Raw genomic sequence first — 21799 nt, 5'->3', positions numbered from 1 at the left:
AAAGCCGCGACCTTTCCCTGCGTCCGCTGGAGCGCACTGACCTGCGCTTCGTGCACGCGTTGAACAACGACGCGAAGATCATGCGCTGCTGGTTCGAAGAACCCTACGAGACCTTCACCGAACGCTCGCAACGCGACGACCGCCACGTGCACGACCAACGCGACTACGTGAAGACGGTTCGCGGCGCGGGCTAACGACGGCGAGCCCCTAGGCTGTGTGCAGCCACGCGTACAGTTCACGCTGCCCGGCTTCGGGCATTTCCAGCGCGCGTGAATGCTTCTGCCGCGTCAGCCACCCCAGCGCAATGCAACGCTCCGCCACGGCCGCCCCGAGCGCGCCGGCCAAATGCGGGCGGCGTTCACTCCAGTCCATGCAACCGTAGGCAAAGCGGCGCCGGCCGTTGCGCAGCGCATTCACGTCGACGCCGATTGCGGCCAGCGCATGCTCCCCCTCGGGCGTGACGTCATAGGCGCCGTGCGTGCCATCGAGCTGCGTCAGCCAGCCGCGCGATAGCAGCTTCTCTGACACCTCCGTCCCGAGTTGACCGGCCAGATGGTCGTAGCACAGGCGCGCCGCACGCAGGTTCTCGGGCACAGTCGAACGGCGCGGGTCAGCCGGTTTTTCCGGCGCAACCACCATCAGCGATTCGATCATCTCCGCTACCGCCGGTGAGCGCAGCCCGAAGTACTTGTAGCGCCCGCTCGACAGAGAGGTGATCAGCGCATCGGCCTCAAGGCGGCGCAAATGCGCGCTGGCCGTCGCGGGCTCCACGCCAGCGCCATACGCAAGCTCCTTTGCAGTGAGCGAGCGGCCCTCCATCAACAGCAACAGCATGCGGATGCGGGTCGGGTCACCAATGGTGGCGGCCACGCGGCCGATATCCGGTTGCGTGGCGGTAGAAGATGCGGTCATGGTTCGATGGAGACCAAACTGTTGGCGCGTGACAGGCGAGCGGCCAGTCCAGACAATGGCAGCCATCTTACTCCCGCACCCCGCGCTGATGACTGCCATGGACATCCCTCCGCCCGCTGACGCACTGCAAGCCGTCGTGCATGCCGACCCCGCACTGTATTACGCAGAACTTGCCGCCACGCGCCCATTCGCCTTTGATGCCGCCCTCGGCTGGTGGGTGGCCGCCAGCGCCGATGCGGTGGACACCGTGCTCGGTAGTACCGCCTGCCGCGTACGCCCCGCCGATGAACCCGTTCCCAAGGCTGTGACCGCATCATCCACGGGCGCTTTCTTCGGCAGCCTCGTGCGCCAGATCGACGGGCCGGATCACAGCGCGCGCAAGGCCAAGGTCATGGCCGCGCTGGGCCGGTTGGATGTGGCCGCACTGGCTGGGCGTGCACATCGGCAAGCCAATGCTGCGCTGCCCGACGCAGCGAGCCTGGATGCTGCGCTGGGTACTGACGCTCACTTCCGCGTGCCGCTCGCCACGATCGCGCAAACGCTGCTGGGCGATCATGCCGATACGCCCGCCTGCCAGACTGACATTGCCGCCTACCTTGCCGCGCTCGGCCCCGGTGCCAGCGCGGCAGTCGTCGCACAGGCCGACACTGCCGTCGATCGTCTGCGCAAACGCTTTACCGGCTCCTCGTTCGTCAGCGGTGACGACGACGCCGAGATCACCAACCTCGCCGCCCTGCTCGCACAAACCTACGACGCCTGCGCCGGGCTGCTCGGCAACTGCATCGTCGCGCTGTCGCGGCACGCCGGCTTGCGCACCCGGCTGCGCGCACAACCGCAAGCCGTCGAACCCTTCGTACACGAAGTCTTGCGACGCGATGCGCCGGTGCAGAACACACGCCGCTTCGTCACACACGATGTCGCCTTGCTTGGCCAGCCACTGCGCGCGGGCGACAAGGTTCTCGTGCTGCTGGCCGCCGCCAATGTGGATGGCACAACCAACCCGGACCCACTACGCTTCGACATCGACCGCGCAAAACCACGCCTGTGGACATTTGGTGGCGGCGCGCACCGCTGCCCCGCCGATGCATTGGCAACCATCATCGCGCGCGAAACGGTGCGGCATCTGCTGAGCCTGCCGGATGTCGACCGGTGGCTCACTGGCCTTGGCAAGTTGGTTGAAGTCGCCGAGGTCAGGTATCGCCCATCGCCCAATGCGCGCATTCCCAGCTTTCACGCCTGAATCTGCAAGAACGAAAACACCGCGAAAACACCCACAGGAGACTTGCCATGATCGCCGTCATCTTTGAAGTCGAACCCGCACCAGGCCAGCGTGACACCTACCTCAATCTGGCTGCGCGGCTCAAACCGCTGCTGGAGCAGGTCGATGGCTTCATCTCGGTGGAGCGATTCCAGAGCATCACCAACCCCGACAAAATGCTCTCGCTGTCGTTCTTTCGCGATGAAGAGGCCGTCAAGGCGTGGCGCAACCTCGAGCAGCACCGCGGCGCCCAGCATGTTGGCCGCGAGCACGCATTTGCCGACTACCGCCTGCGCATTGCCCACGTGGTGCGCGACTACGGCATGACCGAGCGCAACGAGGCCCCTGCCGACAGCCGCGCCGAGCACGTCTGAGCACACGCCACGGCGCCTCTGCGGGCCCGATGTGGCGCTTTTTACGCTCACCGGGCACCACCTTTGCTTAATCCGAGAGAACCCGCACGGCCAAGCACGCCGCACCACGGCATCGGCATGCCTGCATGCGCAACGATTGCAAAGGAATTGTCATGTCTACCGCTTTTCATGAGGCTGAACGTGAGCCGCAAGTCGCTCCTGCCCGCACTGTTCGGAGCCCGGTACGCTATGCCGTGGTCGGCGCCGGCTGGATCTCGCAGGCCGCGTTTCTGCCGGGTGTGGCGCAGAGCGGCAACTCCATCGTTACCGCGCTGGTCACCGGCGATGAGGCCAAGGCCACCGTACTGGCCGATCGCTATGGCATCGAGCACGTCCACGGCTATGCCGACTACGATCAGTTGCTCAACTCCGGCGACATCGATGCGATCTACCTCGCGCTGCCCAACGACATGCACCGGCAGTACGCCCTGCCGGCACTGCAACGCGGTATCCACGTTCTGCTTGAAAAGCCCATGGCGACCAGCGAAGCCGATTGCGAAGCGATGATCGAAGCCGCCCGCAACGGCAACGCGAAATTGATGATCGCTTACCGGCTGCATTTTGAGCCCGCCACGCTGGCCGCCATCGAACTCGTGCGCGCAGGCAAGCTGGGGCGAATTCGCGCGTTCTCGGCCATGTTCAGCCAATCGGTGGCGCCGTCCAACCACCGCGCCAACCATGGCTATTGGGCCGGGCCGGTATCGGACATGGGCGTGTACCCCATTAACGCGGTGCGCAATCTCTTTGGCGAAGAGCCGGTGGAGGTGTCGGCCTGCGGCGTGCGCGATCCCGATCTGCCCTTCAACTTCGATGACACCGTCAGCGTGACGCTGCGCTTTGCCGATCACCGCGTTGCACAGTTTGTGGTCAGCTACAGCGGCGCAAGTATCGATCAGTACCGCATCCTTGGCACGAAGGGAGACTTGGAGGTGTCACCGGGCTTTATGTTTGGGGTGGGCTTGAAGTACCAACTCACGCTCGACGGCAAAACGCAGGAACAGGCTTTTGATGCCACCGATCAGTTCGGTGGCGAGCTGCAGTATTTCTCCGACTGCATCCTCCACAACCGTGAGCCCGAACCCAACGGCGAAGAGGGCCTGGCAGACGTGCGCGTACTGGCTGCCATTGAACGCGCGCTGGAATCGGGGCAACCGCAAAACCTCGGACCATTTCAGCGTCAAGGCCGCATGGAAACCACGCAAGTGCGCAGGCTGCCGCCCGTGTCCTCACCGGAACTGGTGGATGCGGCCGAGCCCAGCAAGGGGTAAAACCAACAAGGAAAAACGCCCGCAACGAACGGCGGGCGTGGGGGCTTACAGCTTGATACGCTGCACGGCGTCGCGCATGCGCTTGCGTATCGAGACATCGGAGTTGGTGTTGCTGCTGGAGCCGTCGGTTTCCATGGCGTTATCGCAGCGCCATTCGGTGGCTTCACCGTTGTCGGTCAGCGCGCAGACGCGGTGGGTCCAGCGGTCCCACACGAACACATCGCTGCCCGCCTCGCCGGAGAGCAGCGGCTCAAAACGGTACATCCACAAGTACCCGACACCCAACAGGGTGACCAGAAAGATCGCCATCCAGGACGCTTTGATTCGGCGCCACATTCTCATTTCTCCTCGCGGAGCCGCTGCGCCGGACGCGTCAGACAGTGCGTCACCAGGCCAAAAGCGCGGTGCTCCAAGGGACAAATCGTAACATGCGGCACCCACGCGCCCCCGCTCAAGCCGCCCCGCCGATGCGGCAGCCGCAACACCAACGGCGATATGTGCAGCATCAATTAAAGACGTCCTGCCGGTAACGGCCGGATTGCATCTGCGCCGTCAACCAGTCCGATGCCGTGGCCAAATCGCTACCGTAGCGAGCCTGATGCATGCGGATGAGCGTGTCGCGCACCGCCGGCGCCATGGCGCGACCGTCTCCACACACATACAACGTGGCGCCTGCATCGAACGCCGCCCACACGGTTTCGCGCGCGTCCCACAGGGCATGCTGCACAAAGCGGTGCGGATGGCCGCTCGCGCAGGAATACGCCGGGAAGATGCGCACCACGCCTGCGTTTTCCCAGGCGCGCAAGGTGTCGGCGTACAGGAAATCGTGTTCCGGGTGACGGCAGCCGAAGCACAACAGCGACGTTGCCACCGCCTCACCTGCAGCCTGCTGTGTGGCGCGCTCTTCCAGAAAACCACGGAACGGCGCGATGCCTGTTCCAGCGCCAATCAATACCATCGGTTTGCAGACATCGGCGTCGGGCGCGAACGGCGGGTTGGGTGTGCGCACGGCGGCGGCAATCTCCGCACCGGGCGGCAATGTCATCAGGTAGTTCGACGCCGTGCCGCGATACATGCCAACCCCAGACCATGCGGGTCCCGACACCGTGCCCACCGTCAGCGCGGCGACGCCTGGCGACACACGCGCCGATGATGCGATGGAGTAGAACCGCGGCCGCATCGCCCCAAGCCGCGCGAGGAACGCTTCCAGCGTCAATTCGATCGCGGGAAAGCGGATCAGCAGATCCAGCACGCTCACGTGTGCGGCATGAATGTCCTGATCGAAGCGCTGCGTGGCTTGGTCACCCTCCAGCCAAACCGCAAGCTGGCCGCGCGTGAACGGACAGCGCGTGAGCGCACGCAGCGCGGTGATATCGCGCACCGTGGCGGTGTCCTGCAGCTCGACGAAATCACGCAGCAACTGCCGCACGGACACGGGCTGATTGAGCGGCAAGTGCCGCACGTGCGCATGGCGTGCGGTAAGCGTGACGAGCGCATCGCCCTCCAGCGCGAGCCGCTCGATGGCGGCATCGACACGGTCATCTGCATTGCGCGGGTAGACGGCAAGGTGGTCGCCGGTGGCGTAGCTCACGTCATCGGGCAGCCGCACGGTGAGATGGCGCGTGGGGCCGCGCGGCGCCTCTTGTGCGAAGTCCCATAGGCCGGCCGGGTCGCGCACGAGTTCTTCGTTGCCGAGCACCGTCATTGCGCGGGCGGTGGGCGGCAACGTGGCGGCACGCACGGCGTCGGGCGCAAGATAGTCGACCCGGACGGATGGGCCATCGGCTGGTGTCTGGCGTGCGCCCAGGGCGCTCCACAGACTGCGCGTCCAGGCATCGACGGCGGCGTCGAAACCGGCGTTGCCGTCGGCCTCGCCGCGCGGCACGATGGCTTGTGCGCCGGATGCCGCGAGCATCGCTTCCACCCGTTTTGGAAACGCCTGGAACGCCGGCCATTGCGAGTTGCCGCAGCCAAGCACCGCATAAAGTAATCCGGTCGCCCGGCGCGAGAGCGCGTCAGCGGCATCCAGCCGCCCCTCGAGCATGCGGGCGCTATCTGGCGCGCGGCCGTTGTAGGTGGCGGCCACCACGACCAGCGTGCCCTGCTGCGGTAGCGCGTCGGCAATGGTGTCGAGCGGCGCCACCGTGGCATCGAAGCCAGCACCCGATGCGGTAGCGGCAAGCTGCTCGGCAATGTCCTGACAGGTGCCCAGGCTGCCGCCGTACAACACGTACATGGGCTCACCGCCGCCAGCGGGCGCGGCTTCGGCACCGGTTTGCGTGGGCACATCGGTGCGCAAGGGCGTGGCCGCCCACAGCCGTTCGCGCGCATTGCGCAGCCGCGCGCGCAGGCGGAAACCGTCCGGCTTGAGCGTCAGCGTTTCCTTGATGTGAAAACCGTAGTCGTACGGGTCGGACAACGCAAAGCGCTGCAGGATCACTGCCAGCGCCAGCTTGGCTTCGGTCAGCGCGAACTGGCGGCCAATGCAGGCGCGTTCGCCATTACCGAAGGGCTTGTAGGCGTGCGGGTGGATGCGGGCTTCGTTCTCGGGCAGGAAGCGGTCGATGTCGAACACCTCGGGGCGGTCCCACACGGCGGGGTCGCGGTGCAGCGCCAGCAGCACGGTCACGACGCGCTGATCCTTTGCCACAGCGTAGCGGCCGCCGATGCGCGTGTCTTCATACGGCGCCACACCAAAGCTCGGCGCAGTTGGCCACAGGCGCAGCGTTTCCTTGAGCACGCGTTCGATCACGTCAAGCTGCGCGAGGTGCGCGTACTGCGGCACAGTATCGCCCGGCAACACACGGTCGACCTCGGCATAGGCTTGCGCGAGCACGGCCGGGTGGCGCAGCAGCATATAGAGCGCGAAGGTCAGCAGCCCGCTGGTGGTTTCGTGCCCGGCAATCAGGAAGGTGATGACCTGGAAGCGGATGTTGGTGTCATCCAAAGGCTGGTCCGACACCGGATCGCGCGCGTTGAGCATCAGACCCAGCAAGTCGCTCGCGCCGATGCCGCCATCTTTTGCCTGACGGCGTGCACGGATCACCTCATCCACCAACTGATGCATGGCGGCCACGTCGTGCTCGAACCGGCGATGGTGCTCACGCATGAACCGGTCTTTGAGCGGCAGGCGCGTGAGCTTGCCCATGGCTTCGGACAGCACGCCCACCATGGCCGCCAGAAACGGATGCAGATCAGGCGTGTTGAACGAATCGAAACGGTATCCGAAACCGGCCAGCGAGATGGTGTCGAGCGTGAGCCGCGTCATGTCGTCGGCCACGGGAATGTCGGCATCGGGGCCCTGACGCGCCCATTTGTCAGCCAGCGCATTGGCAACGTCGAGCATCACGTCGAAGTAGCCCTTCATGGCGCGTTGACTAAAGGCCGGCAGCAGGATGCGGTGGGCCTTGCCCCAGTTGGGTTCGTCCTGATGCGCGGTAAAAAGGCCATCGCCCGCCCCCGCCCGCAGGAACGACAGTGGCGGGCCGATCAGCTTGCGAAAGCGCGTTTCGTCGCACAGCTCGCCCACCAGATCGGCGGAATAGACAAACGGCACGCGCCGGCCGGCAAAGTCGAGCTGGTAGAGGCCTTGGGGAAACTGCCGGCTGGTTTCCAGCAGCGTCTGGGCCAGGCGGTCTTTGGGCAGTTGAAGCAGGTTGCCCAGCCACGGCAGACCTTTGGGCTGCGGGATGGGCTCCGCCGCTGCGGATGAGGCGTTGGCGGGCAACTCGGAGGCGGAACGCATGCGCGGTCGACTGCGAAAATGGGTTGTCCGCCAATGTACGCGCCGCCTTGCCCGGCATCAAACAAAGTCGCCATGTTTGAATGCAAGCCCCTAAAAGTGAACCGGGCGACCCGTAGGCCGCCCGTTCTGGGGTGATGCAGGGTGCCGGATCAGCGCTTGCGCTGCGATGGCGCGAACGGTGCGTTGACCTGCGCTTCCAGCGCGCGGATCTGGCGCTGCAGCTCGTCCACGCGGGCGCGGGCGGCACGGCGCTCGGCGTCCAGCGTATCGGCCTCGGAGCGGGCAACCTTCTGATGCTCCAGCGCCTGGGCTTGCTGTTGACGCTGGATGCTCAGATCAGTCTGCAGCCCGCGCAGTTTTTCTTCCTGCGCTGCGATCTGGCGCTCGGAGCGCTCCTTCTGGGCTTCCAAGCGGATGCGCTGCAGCTCCAGATCGGCCATCGTGCGCGTCTGCTTGGCAAAGTCGTTGTACAGCCGCTCGGCATAGCCTTCGTTGGTGGTCTTGATGACGCGCCAGAGGTCCTTTTTCTGGAACAGTGTCACGTAGTACGTCAGGTCACTCTGGGCAAACAGCAGGCTGGCGCCATACGCCCCGTTGTAGGTGGTGCGCAGTTCAGACAGCTCATGCGCCTGCATGCGTTGCTGCAGCTCGAATACGGTGCTGGTTGGTGCCGGACGCGCTGTGCCGGCCGATGCAGCGGGCGCGCGGGCGGCAGGTGCTTCGGCGGCTGGCTGCCCGACTGTAGCCGTCAACGCCGGCACGGGCGTAGCGGCCATCGGCGCGATGGCGGTGGAAGGTGCGGCTGGGCTCTGCGCCACGGCCGATGTGCAGGCGGCCGTGCCAACCAAAGTTGCCATCGCGGCCGCAATGGCCAATCCCCTCTGAAACGCCTGGTATGACGCTTTCCCTGACTGTTTTTTTGTTCTCATCTCGACCCTGTGGATTCTGCGCAGGTGTTGCAGCTGAAAACTATACGCGATCCGCCGCCCAAGTGGCACGCCGGGCACCCGCCGCACAGTAGGGTGTTGTATGGCCTCACTCCAGCTCGCGCAGCTCGGTTTCCCCGTCGGCAATCTGGTATTTGCGCATCTTTTCCCACAGCACCTTGCGGCTGATGCCCAGCGTGGCGGCGCTGTCCTGACGGCGCCAGTTATTGGCGTCGAGCGCAGCCAGGATACGGCGGCGCTCCTCCTCCCCGCCATTGCCGCCGTTGCTGCGCTCGCCGTTGCCGCCTTCGCGCTCAAAAGCATCACGCTGCAGCCCGGCGAACAGCGGCAGGATGCGGGCCTCGTCCCAGCGACCAAACTGCCGCAGGGTGATGCCGATACGCTCGGCCAGGTTGCGCAGCTCGCGCACATTGCCGGCAAAGTAGGCCCGACCGACCGACGCCCGCACCCATTCGGGCACCGGTGGCATGCTTTCGCAGGTCTTATCGCCCAGCAAATGCCGCAGGAAGGACAACAACAGCGCGATCTTGTCGTCTGCGCCGCGCTGCTCCAGGCTGGGAATGCGCAGCTCGATCACGGCCAGGCGAAAGTACAAATCGGCGCGAAATTTGCCCGTGGCGACCATCTCACGCAGGTTCTTATTCGTGGCGGCCACCAGGCGGAAATCGAGCTTGACCGGCACCGTTGAGCCCAACCGCGTGCATTCACTGTCTTCCAGCACGCGCAGCAGCTTCACTTGCTGGTAGAGCGGCAAGTCGCCCAACTCATCGAGGAACAGCGTGCCGCCGTTGGCCTGCTCAAAGTAGCCGCGGTGCGCATACATGGCACCGGTGAATGCGCCCTTGGCATGACCGAAGAACTGCGATTCGAACAGCCCATCGGGAATCGCGCCGCAGTTGACCGCCACGAACGGCCCCTTGCCATAGACGCTGTTCTTGTCGTGCAGCAGGCGGGCAATGCGCTCCTTGCCCGCACCGGTTTCGCCGTAGAGCATGACGTTGCTGTCGCAATCGGCAAAGGTATCGACCTGTTCCAGCAGCCCATGCATGGCGGGGGACGCAGCCACGAGGGCACTCTGATCCTGCGCTTGCGCTTGCGCAGACGACATCGACGGCAAGACCTTGGTGATCTGCGCGCGCAGCTCGGTGGCGCCGAAGTCCGGCCCCAGCACATGCGTGTATTCGGGCGGAAAACGGCTCGAATCATGCTGCGTATCTGCGGCGACCCAGATCACCGGCATGCCTTGCGCGGCCTGCCAGTCGAGCACGGTAAAACCACCGCTCTCCACCACCGACGCGCTGATAACGGCGACCGCCGGCTTCAGCCGAGGCTCCGCGGGCTGAAAGTCGATACCGCCCGCACGGATCACCTCTGCCCCGAACGGCGCCATGAACCGTGCCACACGATCAGCGATGTCGTGACGGCCTTCCCAGACGAAAATCTCAAGCGTTTCGTACGCCCAGCGATCGGTTTTCATGTCGTCGCTTCCATGTCAGAAAACCAGCTCAACAGCATCGCAGTCGAGCGAAAGGAGTTTGATGTCGGCATAGCCGAGTTGGATACCGAGGACTTCGAGCAAGGGCGACAACAGGGTATCCAGCGTCTGGCCTACAAGGCCGAGCGTCGCCCGGACGATCACATCGGAAAGCCCCAGGAGGTTCAATGCATTCAAGCTCAGAACTTTCAGCTTGACCTGATTCGTATCGTTCAGGACCGAGGCAAAAAAAGTACCGGTGCCCGATGCCCGCACGGTCTGCCCAACCGTCAGCGTGGTGGGGTCGGGCGTCCACCCCGTGCTTGCCGCAGGAGCAACGCTTGCTTGCAACGATACTGCGTCCACACCCAATGCCTGCAGTACGACCGCGGGCGTAGCGGGACACGAATAGCCGCTGATACTGCCTGCCGCGGTGGCGGCCCCATTTGCAATGCACAGCGATACGGGCGCAATCTGCCCCCCGAAGTCTGCCGACATGCCGCTACGGGGCACTGGGCAATGGGCGGCTTCGAAATGCGCGCTCGCACCGGCCACAATCAACCCCATCGGAACGTTCAAGTTGGCCAGACCAAGTACCGAAGCGGAAACATTCAAGCCGAGACTGACTTGTCCGGTGCGTGCCACGGTACGCCAGTTCCCCGACGCATCGGTGCCGGGCGGCCCCACGGCAATCACTGGCGGCTGGATGATCTTGAGCGACAGCCCGACGTTGACCAAACCGGGCAGGCCCGCCACGCCCGGCAACCCCAGATTGGTCGAGATTGTCGCGCCGTTCTGCGCATTCGCAATCTGCGCTGCCGTCATTAGCAGATCCAGAACATTCAATGTGGCGTCTGCCGCCGCTTGGTCATTGCCCACGGCCGCAAGCAATTGCAGAACACCCGGTGCGCCAACGCTGTTGCCCATATTGATGGTCGTGCCACTCAACAGAGGACCAAGGACCAATGTATTTGGTGCGGCCACGGTACCGGCCGATACTCCGGCCAACCCGTTCTGTGCCCCCGCCGAAATGACAGCGTTGAAAAACTGCGTCAACGTCAGCTGCGTCGACAGCAATTGCTGCACGGTGCCCACGCCCACCGCGGCCATCAAGTCAGCGATGCGGATGTTGGTGTTCGCCAGACCTTGATAGGAAACGAGACTCAAGCTCAAGGGGTTGGTATTGCCAAGCAGGCTGCCCAGAAGCTGGTTGAGCAGGCCAGCGTCCACCGATGCCAAGCCAGACCCCAGCGAAAACGACGCGACCGGCGTGTTCTTCGCAATCGCCGTCGCCTGCAACTGCCGATTCCCGACCATGAAGAAGTACGGCACGCTTTGCGTGATCGTCACTTGCGCGGCGTTCGTGTTGTTGTCAACGGCCGCTTGCGCGGTGAAGTATGTGGGCGCAGTCCCCGCGTTCGAATCCCACACGCCCGGCACGACCGCCAGCGTGATGTTGGTGCCATCCACCGTTAGTCCGTTCTGCACGGCAGACTGCTGGGCTGCGGCAGGCAGATCCAACCGCTGCGCCGCCGCCATGGCTGCGAGGTCTGCCGAGCGCTGCAGCGCGCGCTGCGTATAGAACAGGTTGCCGATGTCGATGGACACGAGCACCGCCAAACCAACCGTGGCGATGAAGGTGGCAGTCATCACGCTCACCGCGCCGCGCAGGCGGCGGTGGAGCTTGTCGGCTCGACGAAGGCGGGGAGCAGCGCGTGTCACGGCGGGTCCGTCAGCTTTCAGCGCCCAGACGGCTGGCCGAGGTTGCTTGTGGGGGCTCGCCCGCCAGAACCCTGCTGGGTAAGACCCGGCATCGGCCGGCTGAACGTATCGAGATAACGCTGGTACGCCAACGCCGCCTGTTCGCCGCGCAGCGGGACGAACTCGCCGGCATACGTTCCGTCGCGTTGCGCCTTGAGCAAGGCGCGGGTGGCATCGTTCACATTCGCGCCCAGGTTGGGCGTGGCCTGTGTAGCGCTCTGCGGGTTGCCGCCAGACAACCCTTGGGCACTGGCCGGATTGCACATCAACCATGCCACCACGCCGGCAGTCATCAGCATGCGGTGAATCATTGCGCAGTCTCCAAGGTGTCAAGCAAGCGGCCACGCTGCAGCGCCAGCGGATGCGGCGGGGTATTGGCGGTGGTACCAGCGGTAACGGCCACAACAGTGTTACCCGTGGTTGGCGCAGCCGCTACGGCGCGCGGAGCCACCGACGCAGCGTCGCGGGCCATACGCCGATCGCGCCACGCCCCACGCACGCGCGCCACGTCTTCGTCGATGGCCTTGCGGGCGGATGCCGTCAGTTGTGCGTGCGAAGCCAGCGATGCAGCATCGTCCTTGCGGTCGTTCACAGTCAGCCAGATCACCAGGTTGCCCGCGATCTTCGGGCTGGCGGTGGCCATCTGCTGCGCCTGCATCAACGGCACACGGGCTTGCTCGACCTCGCCAGCGCGCATCAGCGCGTAGCCGAGATCGCTGGCCGTACTGGCATCGGTCGGGTTGGCTTGAGCGGCCACCTGCAGCCTGCGGGCCGCTTCAGCAAAATTGCCCTGGCGCCCCGCAACGATGCCCAGGCCGCGCCAGGCCGCAGCATTGAGCAATCCGCCTTGCGTGCCTGCGCCCATGGCAGACGTGGCCCCTACCGCCGCGCGGTATTCGGCATCGGCAGCGGCAAGCTGATCGGTTTCGCGCAGCGCGTCCGCGCGCAGCAGCATGATCTCGGGTGCGCGGCCATAGCGTTGCTGGTAGGCATCGATATGCGCCAGCGACGCGTAGTACAGGCCCTGTTCCTGCATCTTGCGAATCAACGAGAGATAGGTCGCCGGACTGGCGATCTCCGCCTTCTCCTGGCTCTGGCGCTGACGTGCCATTTCAATATCGGCATCAGCGCGCAGGCCCATGTCAGACGTGGCCATCGAGCCGCAGCCCGACAAAAGCGCCGGCAGGATCGACAGCGCCCCCAGCCATGCATGTTTGGTTTTCGGGAACCGTGCCATCTCAATTTCCCCCGGAATGTTGCAGGCTGCGCATTACGTTCATGAAGCCCGGCCCGGCCGTGATGATCAACAGCGCCGGCAGCAGCGTCATGACCATGACCATCGTCATCTTGACGGTCAACTGGCCCACGCGCTCTTTCAGGCGAGCGCGACGGTTTTCCTGCAAACGCCCACCAAATTGGCGCAGCGGTTCCTGCACCGCACCGCCAAAACGGTCGACCTGCGTGAGCAGTGTGATCAGGCCTTTCAGGTCTTCGTTGTCGAACAGGCGAGCGATGCGCAACAGCGTCTGTTCGCGCGGGCGGCCCGAAGCGAACTGCTGATTGGCACGCCCGAACTCGCCTGCCAGCACAGGCAACATGCTGTGGAATTCATTGGCGATCACCTGCAGGCTTTGGTCGATCGACAGGCCCACCCCTTGCAGCAGGCGCAGCATGTCCACCATGACGGCCAATTCGTCGTCCAAGCGGCGGCGGCGGCTCTCCTTGCGGCGGCCGAGCAGCCACTTGGGCCCCAGGTAACCCAACGCAAAGCCGACAAAACCCCACACGAACACCAACAGGATCGACGTGGCATTCAACGCGCCAACCACGGCCAGCACCGGCGGCAGCACGATGCGCGTGCCACCAAAGACAGTGCGTGCGTGCTCGCCGTAGTAGCCGCACTCTTCCAGCAACTTGCGATCTTCTTCCGTGACGATGCGTTGCCCGAGGCTGGTGTCGATCCAGCGCTGCCCCACCTTGGCAATCTGCCGTTGAAGCTGCTGGGCTTCGCGCGTGCCGTGTGGGCGCGCCTTGGCAGCCGGAGGCACGGCATGCGCAGCCGTGGTCGCAGCCGGATTGGCTGCCGTCGCCCGCATGTCGGACAACGCCGTATCGAGTTTGCGCGCGCTGCGATAGCGCGTGAGCGTTGCCCGCAGCGCCAGGCCGCCGAACACCAGCACACCCGCTGCGGCGGCGGTCAGACTGAGCGTGATGAGCGGATCGTCCATGCGCCCTCCTTAGACCGATTTAGCGAGTCTGGCGAGCATAACCGCACCGATCACTTCCATGCCGAATGCCGTCAGGATCAGCGTCTTGCCGAACGGGTCGTGCCACATCGACATGATGTATGCAGCGTTGAACATGATGATCACGCCTCCCACCACAATCGGCAGCAACCCGATGATCCACGCCGACAGCCGCGTTTCAGCCGACAACGCCAGCAACTCCCGCTGTGCCTGCTGCCGATCACGCATGAACGCCGCGGTGCGCTCCATCACGATGTCTGCCCGACCGCCGTAGCGCAGCGACAGCCGCAGCACCGACGAGAGCAAAATCAGTTCATTGACGTGGTACTGCTTGCCCACCGTCAGCACAGCGGCATCGAGGTCTTTGCCCGCACGCTGCATCTGCGTGATGGCAATCAGGCAGTTACGCAGCGGTTGCTCGGTATTGGCGCTCGCGGCCTGGAACGCTGCGGGCACGGCACTGCCGATGCTCATCAGGCGCACCACGCCATCCAGAAAGCCCGGCAACTGTTGGAGCAGGCGTTCATTCATCTTCCGCGTGCGGTTCCAGAACAGGAACACGGCAATCAACGCGTACAACCCCAGCGCCATCATTGCCGACACCATGCTCGACAGCGCCCAGACCATCAGCGTAATCAGGGCTGCGGGCAAGATCAGCAGCATGTAGAAACGGCGACTCGGTTCGATATCGGCGCGGCGCAGTGCATCGATCCAGACACGGTGGAGCGAAGCGGGCACGCTGGCCGGTGCCGCCTCCACGTTGGGCTGATAACGTGCGTTGATCTGGTCGGTTTGTGCGCGCACGAAGCTGCGCGATGCCTCGCGCTCGCGGCGGCGCATGGCCTGCGCCCACAGCATGAGCGAGGCGCCCATCAGCAGCAGTGCAAGGCAACCGAACCAGAGCGTCATGCTAGACATGGAAACGGCCTCCGCCGCCGAATCCGGTCATGCCGCTGTCCATTGCGCCAGCCTCGCTATTGCGCATGCGGGCCAACTTGGGCGAATGCGGCTGCAGGCCGAGTGCCGTCCAGCGGTCGACCTCCTCACCGTCTGCGCCGATGTAGGGCTCGTAGCGGTACAGCTCCTGGGTGGAAACGATGTTGTCTCCCAGCCCGGTGACCTCGGTGATCGACAGGATGCGGCGCTTGCCGTTGGACAGCCGCCCGATCTGCACGATGAAGTCGATCGCGTTGGTGATCTGCCGGCGCAAGCTCACCTCACTGCCCTGGAAGCCGGCAAAGCCCGCCAGCATTTCCAACCGATACAAGCATTCGCGTGGGCTGCTGGCGTGGATGGTGCCCATCGAGCCATCGTGGCCGGTGCTCATGGCCTGCAGCATTTCCAGCACTTCGCCGCCGCGCACTTCGCCCACGATGATGCGGTCTGGCCGCATGCGCAGGCTGTTGCGCAGCAGCTCACGAATCGTCACGACGCCCGTTCCCTCGAAGCCACCCGGCCGGCTCTCCAAGCGCACGACATGCGGGTGGTTGAGCGACAGCTCCGCCGTGTCTTCAATGGTGATCACGCGCTCGGTCGCCGGGATGTGATACGCCATCGCGTTAAGCAACGACGTCTTGCCTGAGCTTGTGCCCCCGCTCACAAGGATGTTGCAGCGGGCACGCACCGCGGCCTCGATCAGTGCGCCGATCTCTTCGTTCATGGTGCCAAGACCGAGCAGGTCTTCGGGCTTGAGCGGGTCTTTGCGAAACTTGCGGATCGACACCACCGGCCCTTCGAGCGCCAGCGGAGGAATGACCACGTTGATGCGGCCGCCGTCGGGCAGGCGCGCATCCACCATCGGATTCGATTCATCCAGCCTGCGCCCGATTGGTGCGAGGATGCGGCGCACGATGCGCAGCAGGTGGTTGTTGTCGGCAAAGCGCACCGGAATGCGCTCCAGAATGCCGTGGCGCGATACGTAAACGTCCAAATGGCCGTTGACGAGAATGTCCTCCACTGCCGGATCGGCCAGCAGGTCTTCAATCGGGCCGAAGCCGGCCAGTTCTTTGGTGAGCGCCTCGGCAATCTGGCGGATCTCCGTCTCGTTGACGGGAATGCGTCGCATGCGCGTGAAGCCCTCCACCTCCAGGTCGACAAAACGCTGGATGGCCGTGCGCGACCAGCGGCCGAACTCGGCACCAAGCTCTTCGATGCGCGTCAGCAGGTGTTCGTGCGCGGCCTCTTTGATGTCCTGGAAGGCCTGTGAAACGGCAAACACGCCGTTGCCGGCGTCCGCCTGGTTGGAGAACTCGATGGGTTGTGTCATGTCGCGTTCCGTTCGGTGGTACCGATATCCAGTTCAGCGGCGTCTGCCGGCTTGCGTTTTGAGCCTCCGCCAAAGCGCCCACCCAGGCGGGCACCGAGGTCAGACACCCAGCCCGATACGCCCAAAGTGCGTTCACTCTGCTGGGCGTAACCAAGCGTCTGGGCAATCTGGGCCAGCGCACGCACGTAGGCGTCGGCGGGGTGGGTTTCGGCCAGCATGGCGCCCTGGTTGGAAGCAATCACCAGCGGCGCACGGCGGTTCGGCAAGGTCAGCACAGAGGAAATCTCCAGCCGCTCGGCAATCTGCGCCGCGTCCAAAGACAGACGCGTGTCGAACTTCGAAATCGTCAGGCGCAGGTGGTCGCGGTCAATCTCGCGCTTTTTGAGTTCCTGCATCAGCTCCGCAGCCGAGACGATGGCGCCCACGCTCTGCTCGGTCACCAGCATCACATCATCAGCGGCCTTGACGATCTGGGCGATGAAATCAATATTGCCAAAGCCGCCGAGGTCCACGACCTGCAGGTCAAAGAACGTGCGCAAGCGGTTGAGCAGGCCGAGCGCCTCGGAGAACGAGATGTCACGCATCTCCGCCAGCGAGATCGGCAGCGGCAGCACGGCCAGCCCGTTCGGGTGCCGCGACAGCGCGGTCTGCACGAACACTTGATCGAAGCGGCGCAGGTTACGCACGGCCTCAACAAAATGGAAGTTGGCCGGCACGTTGAGATACAGCGCGCCGTCGCGCAACGGCTGGCCAAGGTCGAGCAGCATCACATCGCTGGCAGACGTGCGGCGCACCAGGGTGGCAAGGTTGGTGGCCAACGTGGTGGCGCCCACACCCGGGCGTGCACCCAGAATGGCCAGCACGCGACCGCGACGGGTCGGCTCGGCCGACGCGCGCTCTGCCAGCAGGCGGCGCACAACGCGCACGGCCTCGGCAGGTGCGCCATCCACGTCAACGAAATCCTTGACCCCCGCACGCAGCGCGGCCAGCATCGCGCGGCCATCGGCAGCGGAGCCCACGGCCACCAGCGGCAGGCCAGGAAACAGCCGCGTGAGTTGTGCGACCAGTTGCGTGGCTTCGTTGATCGCGTCGGTGCCCTCGCCCAGCTTCTGGTCCTGATCAGGCACATCAATCAGCGTGGGGGACGACGCAAAGCGCACGAACACCACTTCGGGGTTCACTGCGCCGATCTGCTCGATAAACGCATCGTGGCCGATGGCTTCGGCCACCAGCACACCCAGCTCGCGAATCGCCCCGGCCAGCCAACGATGCACACCTGCCGACTGGGTATCGCCCTGCATGCCAGCACGCACGCCGCCGTGCAGAAGGAAGTAATCCATGCCTGCTCCTTCTTACTTCGAGAACCCAGGCATGATGGCCGGATCCGCCACCCCCAGCGCAAACGGCTGCCAGACGGGGGCGCCAGCGGTATCACGATCCTGCCCGCCGCTCTGCCCCGGCAGCATCTTGTCGATGGGTGCATTGCGTGCCATCGGCTTGACGAGGTGTGGCGTCACGATGATCACCAGTTCACGCTCTTCCTGGTTGTAGTTCAGGCGCTTGAAGAACGTCCCGATGATCGGCACGTCGCCCAGGAACGGCACTTTGTCGACATTGGACAGCGTAGACCGGCTGACCAGCCCGCCGATGACGAAGCTCTCGCCGTCTCCCAGTTCCACAGTGGTATCAGCCCGGCGCGTGACGATGGCTGGCACTGTCGCGCCGTTGAGCGTGATGCCGCGGCTGAAGTCCAGATCGCTCGCTTCCGGCGCTACTTTCAGGGCGATGCGGTTTTCCGACAGGATCGTTGGCGACACCGTCAGCCCAATGCCGAACGGCTTGTACTCGATGGTGGTGGTTCCCAGCGCTTGCGGCACGGGAATCGGGATCTCGCCGCCTGCCAGGAAGTTGGCACTCTGGCCTGACAGTGCAACCAGGCTGGGCTCGGCCAGCACGCGCGCCATGCCGTTCGATTCGATCAGGCTCAGGTTGGCGAAGAGGCCCTTGCTGACGGACCCCGCCAGCAGATTGAACGCCGAGCTGATCGGCGAGGTCGATTGCGTGCTCAGTCCGGAAGATGGATCAAACGTTGCCTGCGTCAGCGACGTCGGCGAGAACGTGCCAAAAGCAAATCCCCCCCTTCGGCGCGTGAAGGAGAAGCCTGCCTCCTTCAACACCGTCTTGCTGAACTCCACCACGCGCACGTCCACCTGCACTGTGCCGGGCACATTCAGCGAAGTGTTGTCGATCACGTTGCCGCTCTTGGGTTTCTCGCCTCCACTGGCAGCGGTGGCGGCGCGGCGGGAACGTGCCAGCGCATAGACGTCCTTGGCGTAGCCGGACACCACGGCGGTATCACCTTGTGCGATGACATTGGGGTCACCCGGCTGCGGAGCCGCGGCATCCACCTGGACGTTGTAAGTCGTCGCGACGCCGCCTTGTGTCCAGACCATCACGCTGGCGGCGCCCGGTTTTTTGGCGATGATCAACACGCTGCTGGCCGCGCTGCGCCCCTTGAGCAGCAGCGCATCGGCAATCTCGGGGTTGCCGATGGCAATGCGCTCCAGCGGTTTGCCCAGGCGGATTTCGCGTTGGCTGCCGGCCAGCAGGTGCAGCGTCTGGCCAGCCGGCGCTGTCTCAGCAAATGCGGTCGACACAAAGGCAGCACAACCCAACGCGAGTGCACCCACCCAACCGCGAACCATGGCGGCATCAGTCATGTTGCTCCTCACGTTTTCCTGCGCGGATGATCTCGATGCCAGTGTTGGCGGTGCTCGCGGCACTGCTGCGCACCGTAGTGCGCGCCGCAGCCATCGCCTGCAGCGGCGATGGCTGCACAGCGGCCGGGCGGCGCGGCAAACCAGTCAGGCTGGCCAGCGACACGCCGGCCTGTGCAACGTCCATCGGGTTGCGGTTGGTGGCGGCCAGCAACGCGGCGTCCTGGGGCTTGATGGTCGGTTCAGCATCGTCTGCGGGGTTACGCAGCGCCAGCAGCAATCGGCCGCTCTGATGTGCCATCGCCAACTGGCTGACAGCCTCTACCGGCACGGCCAGCACCGCCGTTTTGGCTTGGTCAACCTTGCGCGTCACGGCGTTGTTGTCCGGCTGCTTCTGCGGCCCTTCATTGACGGCCAGCGGGCCAAACGCCAGCACGCGCAGGTGCGGCAGCAGCAGGCGCGCCTGGCTGTCTGCGATCTCCTGGCCGTCCTTGCGCATCACGAGAAACACGTCCACGTAGTCGCCCGGCATGACGCGATTGCCCACCCCGATCACCTCGTCAACGGTGATGGCGATCGCGCGCTGCCCGGCTTCCACCTGCTGCGCCAACCCCGACGAGAGTTGCGACGCAATCAGCGGCACACCCACGCCAATCGGCAAGACAGGCTCACGTCCCACCACCTTGGTCACATCGGAAAACGCATCCGTCGGGTTGATGGGCAACCGTTCGATGGCCACCTGATCTGCGGTGATGGCCTTGCCGGCCTCGAGCGGCTTTATGGTGACAACAACGGGATACACCGTCTTGCCATCTTGCTGTACGGCCACGGGCGTCGGCGGGCGGTGCGCGCTCTTCCACGCCACGGCGCCAAGAATGGCGGCAAGCAGCAAAAGTGCGGCGGCGAAAATCTGGAGATGTTTGCTGGTCATCTGGGCGGCTTGAATCAGCGAACTGAGAAAGGTCACGAACCCGGCACCAACTGCACGACGGCAGAGCCCGTCAGCGTGGACGGAACGGGCAGCAGCGGGATAGCGGGCAGGAGTGGCGTTGCGCCCGCGGTGACCGGCAGCGTGAGCACGACGCTCAGGCATTGCATGCTCGCGACGGTCGGACACGCCACCAACGGCGATGCGCTCTGGTTGGTCGCAACCTGCGCACTGATGAAAGATGGCAGCGCCGCGTTGGCGGCCGTGTAGGCAGCCGCCACGCGCTGTGTGTTGGAAGACTGATAGCGCAGTGCAGCGCGGGCGCCTTCTTCAGCGGCCAGCGTCAGAACCTGCTGCATGGCCAGAATCACGCCGTAATACACGATGCTCAGCATCAGCGCCAGCAGCACCGGCACGACTACGGCAAATTCGACAGAAGCCGCACCGCGGCTCCCACGTCGCCCAAGCGGGCGAACCACAGGCCTGCGCGCACTTGGGTGCATGCATGCACCCTCCCGTTCCCGTCGCAATGTCGGCATGGCCGACTCCTTTTTATAGGCGGGCCGCTTTGCGGCTCTTCTTCAATGCTTGATTCTTCTGGCTACATGCCCGGCAACCAGGGCATCCGCATCGTGGAGGGCACCCACGGCAGGCACAGCAATCCGATAGCCATATAGGCCGCATACGGAATGCCGCGGCGTCCGGCTTGCGCGACGTCCCAGCGCTCAAGCGCTGGGCACATGCGCATCACCAGCCATGCGGAAGGTGAAGACACATCGAAGTGGCGCAGCATCACGATCGCAAGCCCATGCAGTCCCGCGATCAGGCTCGAGACCAGCCACACTGCGATCAGGCCGTGCCAGCCGGCCAGCAACCCGGTTACCGAGAAAAACTTGACGTCGCCCGCGCCCATCCAGCCCAACATGTAGAGCGGCAGGAAACCGACGAATGCGATGACTCCACCAAGCCAGAAGTCTTGCCAGTCATAGGCAAGTGCCTCGACCCCGCCGAGCTTGATCAGCACGATGGACAGCACCACGCCTGCAGCGACAAGCCAGTTCGGCACGCGCCGCGAGCGAATGTCCCACGTGATTGCAAGAACGGCGAGAACTACGACACTTGCCCAACCAACGGTGTCCGCGTGGCTATACAAGGCGCTGCTCTAGCATGCAGTTCCTTTGTTGACGGCCTGGCAGATGTTGACGAACACAGTGTTGAGCTGGGAGCCCAACTTGCCGACGATGAGTGTGATCGCAGCCGCGACCAGACCCGCGATCATGCCGTATTCAACGGCAGTGGCACCTTGTTCGTCGCGAAGGAACTTCAGAACGGCGTTTTTCATGATTCTCTCCTGTTTGCACTCGCCCGCGGATGTATTGATCTCGACCGGCTTTTGGCGCTCCGACCATAGCCAGTTCATATTGCTAATAAAAAAATTAAACGTATGGGATTTAGAGCAATGACACAGGCTTAAAAAATTTTTTTGCCTGCCTCGTTTCGGCAAGGAAACGAAATTGACGCACACCAGACGGTTGTGCACCGCAAAATCGCCTAACGACCACTGCACGCCCCCCAAGTCCATCTATTTTTTCTGGCATGTCACGCACGTCACGTAACACCGTAACAGCTTTATAGGCGTGCAGCGCCGCAAAAAAAATAACCCAATTTAGGTACTTGACCAGATTTAGAGTCAACTCTCTATTAATTTTTATTAAAAACTCGCCAGACCCCTGAAAACTAATGGAAATCCCTTAATTCCGTGGACGTTGCATCCATTATAAGAGCGGGTTTTCCATTAATCCCGGGGCTGGTCCAAACGCTCCCCATTTTCTGTCTAGGCAAAAAAAGGATGCGCGAGCGACGG

Annotated in this window: 20 protein-coding genes and 1 pseudogene; 4 read left to right on the top strand and 17 right to left on the bottom strand. The window is 64.1% G+C overall.

Annotation, left to right across the window (positions count from 1 at the left end; all coding sequences use genetic code 11):
* Positions 1-17: 17 nt before the first annotated feature.
* A pseudogene (locus PSUB009319_RS22875) lies at positions 18-164 on the top strand (spermidine acetyltransferase); the annotation flags it as partial.
* A gap of 43 nt (positions 165-207) precedes the next feature.
* Here the strand turns inward: PSUB009319_RS22875 and PSUB009319_RS09935 are convergent.
* The gene (locus tag PSUB009319_RS09935) at positions 208-912 is read right to left on the bottom strand and encodes a helix-turn-helix transcriptional regulator (RefSeq protein WP_124382061.1); all 705 of its coding nucleotides are present in this window, start codon (positions 910-912) and stop codon (positions 208-210) included.
* An 88-nt stretch (positions 913-1000) separates the two neighbouring features.
* Here PSUB009319_RS09935 and PSUB009319_RS09930 point away from each other — a divergent pair, with 88 nt between their 5' ends.
* From PSUB009319_RS09930 to PSUB009319_RS09920, 3 genes are all read left to right on the top strand, one after another.
* Complete coding sequence (locus tag PSUB009319_RS09930; RefSeq protein ID WP_124382060.1) at positions 1001-2152, top strand: cytochrome P450; 1152 nt, start codon at positions 1001-1003, stop codon at positions 2150-2152.
* Positions 2153-2199: 47 nt separating this feature from the next.
* Positions 2200-2544, top strand: coding sequence for an antibiotic biosynthesis monooxygenase (locus PSUB009319_RS09925; protein ID WP_124382059.1), 345 nt, complete (start codon positions 2200-2202; stop codon positions 2542-2544).
* 152 nt (positions 2545-2696) lie between these two features.
* Positions 2697-3851: a Gfo/Idh/MocA family protein gene (locus PSUB009319_RS09920; RefSeq protein WP_124382058.1), complete on the top strand. Its 1155-nt coding sequence runs from the start codon at positions 2697-2699 to the stop codon at positions 3849-3851.
* 45 nt (positions 3852-3896) lie between these two features.
* On the opposite strand, the gene PSUB009319_RS09915 is transcribed toward PSUB009319_RS09920, so the two are convergent.
* The 16 genes from PSUB009319_RS09915 to PSUB009319_RS09840 all read right to left on the bottom strand — a co-directional run bounded on the left by PSUB009319_RS09915 (position 3897) and on the right by PSUB009319_RS09840 (position 21277).
* Complete coding sequence (locus tag PSUB009319_RS09915) at positions 3897-4187, bottom strand: hypothetical protein (protein WP_004627354.1); 291 nt, start codon at positions 4185-4187, stop codon at positions 3897-3899.
* 169 nt (positions 4188-4356) lie between these two features.
* Entirely contained in the window at positions 4357-7596 is a 3240-nt protein-coding gene (locus tag PSUB009319_RS09910; protein ID WP_124382057.1) for a cytochrome P450, read from the bottom strand.
* 149 nt (positions 7597-7745) lie between these two features.
* Positions 7746-8525, bottom strand: a complete 780-nt coding sequence (locus PSUB009319_RS09905; protein ID WP_124382056.1) for a DUF2968 domain-containing protein — start codon at positions 8523-8525, stop codon at positions 7746-7748.
* A gap of 106 nt (positions 8526-8631) precedes the next feature.
* The gene (locus PSUB009319_RS09900) at positions 8632-10020 is read right to left on the bottom strand and encodes a sigma 54-interacting transcriptional regulator (protein ID WP_124382055.1); all 1389 of its coding nucleotides are present in this window, start codon (positions 10018-10020) and stop codon (positions 8632-8634) included.
* A 15-nt stretch (positions 10021-10035) separates the two neighbouring features.
* Entirely contained in the window at positions 10036-11739 is a 1704-nt protein-coding gene (locus PSUB009319_RS09895) for a TadG family pilus assembly protein (RefSeq protein WP_306308030.1), read from the bottom strand.
* A gap of 17 nt (positions 11740-11756) precedes the next feature.
* Complete coding sequence (locus PSUB009319_RS09890; RefSeq protein WP_124382053.1) at positions 11757-12089, bottom strand: DUF3613 domain-containing protein; 333 nt, start codon at positions 12087-12089, stop codon at positions 11757-11759.
* Complete coding sequence (locus PSUB009319_RS09885; protein ID WP_124382052.1) at positions 12086-13015, bottom strand: tetratricopeptide repeat protein; 930 nt, start codon at positions 13013-13015, stop codon at positions 12086-12088. The genes PSUB009319_RS09890 and PSUB009319_RS09885 overlap by 4 nt, the downstream gene beginning before the upstream one ends.
* 1 nt (position 13016) lies before the next feature.
* Positions 13017-14006 carry a type II secretion system F family protein gene (locus tag PSUB009319_RS09880; RefSeq protein WP_124382051.1) on the bottom strand — a complete coding sequence of 330 codons (990 nt, stop codon included), beginning with the start codon at positions 14004-14006 and terminating at the stop codon, positions 13017-13019.
* Positions 14007-14015: 9 nt separating this feature from the next.
* Positions 14016-14942, bottom strand: coding sequence for a type II secretion system F family protein (locus PSUB009319_RS09875; protein WP_124382050.1), 927 nt, complete (start codon positions 14940-14942; stop codon positions 14016-14018).
* Positions 14935-16290, bottom strand: coding sequence for a CpaF family protein (locus tag PSUB009319_RS09870; RefSeq protein WP_124382049.1), 1356 nt, complete (start codon positions 16288-16290; stop codon positions 14935-14937). Before PSUB009319_RS09870 ends, PSUB009319_RS09875 begins: the two co-directional genes overlap by 8 nt.
* Positions 16287-17630 (bottom strand): CpaE family protein, encoded by a 1344-nt coding sequence (locus tag PSUB009319_RS09865; protein WP_124382048.1) that lies wholly within the window; start codon positions 17628-17630, stop codon positions 16287-16289. Before PSUB009319_RS09865 ends, PSUB009319_RS09870 begins: the two co-directional genes overlap by 4 nt.
* 12 nt (positions 17631-17642) lie before the next feature.
* Positions 17643-19010 (bottom strand): type II and III secretion system protein family protein, encoded by a 1368-nt coding sequence (locus tag PSUB009319_RS09860; RefSeq protein WP_124382047.1) that lies wholly within the window; start codon positions 19008-19010, stop codon positions 17643-17645.
* Positions 19003-19938, bottom strand: a complete 936-nt coding sequence (gene cpaB, locus PSUB009319_RS09855; RefSeq protein ID WP_124382046.1) for a Flp pilus assembly protein CpaB — start codon at positions 19936-19938, stop codon at positions 19003-19005. The genes PSUB009319_RS09860 and cpaB overlap by 8 nt, the downstream gene beginning before the upstream one ends.
* Positions 19939-19970: 32 nt before the next feature.
* Positions 19971-20474 (bottom strand): TadE/TadG family type IV pilus assembly protein, encoded by a 504-nt coding sequence (locus PSUB009319_RS09850; RefSeq protein ID WP_124382045.1) that lies wholly within the window; start codon positions 20472-20474, stop codon positions 19971-19973.
* A gap of 62 nt (positions 20475-20536) precedes the next feature.
* On the bottom strand, positions 20537-21001 hold the full coding sequence (locus tag PSUB009319_RS09845) for a prepilin peptidase (RefSeq protein ID WP_260392931.1): 465 nt from the start codon (positions 20999-21001) through the stop codon (positions 20537-20539).
* 96 nt (positions 21002-21097) lie between these two features.
* Positions 21098-21277 carry a Flp family type IVb pilin gene (locus tag PSUB009319_RS09840; protein ID WP_124382183.1) on the bottom strand — a complete coding sequence of 60 codons (180 nt, stop codon included), beginning with the start codon at positions 21275-21277 and terminating at the stop codon, positions 21098-21100.
* Between the last annotated feature and the right edge of the window lie 522 nt (positions 21278-21799).

The organism is Ralstonia sp. SET104, assembly GCF_003851545.1.
Classification (GTDB): domain Bacteria; phylum Pseudomonadota; class Gammaproteobacteria; order Burkholderiales; family Burkholderiaceae; genus Ralstonia.
This window is presented reverse-complemented; position numbering and strand designations above follow the sequence as displayed.

Excerpts from the sequence above, each read along its gene's own strand:
- PSUB009319_RS09935 (WP_124382061.1), bottom strand. The coding sequence starts at position 912 with ATGACCGCATCTTCTACCGCCACGCAACCGGATATCGGCCGCGTGGCC.
- PSUB009319_RS09930 (WP_124382060.1), top strand. The coding sequence starts at position 1,001 with ATGACTGCCATGGACATCCCTCCGCCCGCTGACGCACTGCAAGCCGTC.
- PSUB009319_RS09925 (WP_124382059.1), top strand. The coding sequence starts at position 2,200 with ATGATCGCCGTCATCTTTGAAGTCGAACCCGCACCAGGCCAGCGTGAC.
- PSUB009319_RS09920 (WP_124382058.1), top strand. The coding sequence starts at position 2,697 with ATGTCTACCGCTTTTCATGAGGCTGAACGTGAGCCGCAAGTCGCTCCT.
- PSUB009319_RS09915 (WP_004627354.1), bottom strand. The coding sequence starts at position 4,187 with ATGTGGCGCCGAATCAAAGCGTCCTGGATGGCGATCTTTCTGGTCACC.
- PSUB009319_RS09910 (WP_124382057.1), bottom strand. The coding sequence starts at position 7,596 with ATGCGTTCCGCCTCCGAGTTGCCCGCCAACGCCTCATCCGCAGCGGCG.
- PSUB009319_RS09905 (WP_124382056.1), bottom strand. The coding sequence starts at position 8,525 with ATGAGAACAAAAAAACAGTCAGGGAAAGCGTCATACCAGGCGTTTCAG.
- PSUB009319_RS09900 (WP_124382055.1), bottom strand. The coding sequence starts at position 10,020 with ATGAAAACCGATCGCTGGGCGTACGAAACGCTTGAGATTTTCGTCTGG.
- PSUB009319_RS09890 (WP_124382053.1), bottom strand. The coding sequence starts at position 12,089 with ATGATTCACCGCATGCTGATGACTGCCGGCGTGGTGGCATGGTTGATG.
- PSUB009319_RS09885 (WP_124382052.1), bottom strand. The coding sequence starts at position 13,015 with ATGGCACGGTTCCCGAAAACCAAACATGCATGGCTGGGGGCGCTGTCG.
- PSUB009319_RS09880 (WP_124382051.1), bottom strand. The coding sequence starts at position 14,006 with ATGGACGATCCGCTCATCACGCTCAGTCTGACCGCCGCCGCAGCGGGT.
- PSUB009319_RS09875 (WP_124382050.1), bottom strand. The coding sequence starts at position 14,942 with ATGTCTAGCATGACGCTCTGGTTCGGTTGCCTTGCACTGCTGCTGATG.
- PSUB009319_RS09870 (WP_124382049.1), bottom strand. The coding sequence starts at position 16,290 with ATGACACAACCCATCGAGTTCTCCAACCAGGCGGACGCCGGCAACGGC.
- PSUB009319_RS09865 (WP_124382048.1), bottom strand. The coding sequence starts at position 17,630 with ATGGATTACTTCCTTCTGCACGGCGGCGTGCGTGCTGGCATGCAGGGC.
- PSUB009319_RS09860 (WP_124382047.1), bottom strand. The coding sequence starts at position 19,010 with ATGACTGATGCCGCCATGGTTCGCGGTTGGGTGGGTGCACTCGCGTTG.
- cpaB (WP_124382046.1), bottom strand. The coding sequence starts at position 19,938 with ATGACCAGCAAACATCTCCAGATTTTCGCCGCCGCACTTTTGCTGCTT.
- PSUB009319_RS09850 (WP_124382045.1), bottom strand. The coding sequence starts at position 20,474 with ATGCCGACATTGCGACGGGAACGGGAGGGTGCATGCATGCACCCAAGT.
- PSUB009319_RS09840 (WP_124382183.1), bottom strand. The coding sequence starts at position 21,277 with ATGAAAAACGCCGTTCTGAAGTTCCTTCGCGACGAACAAGGTGCCACT.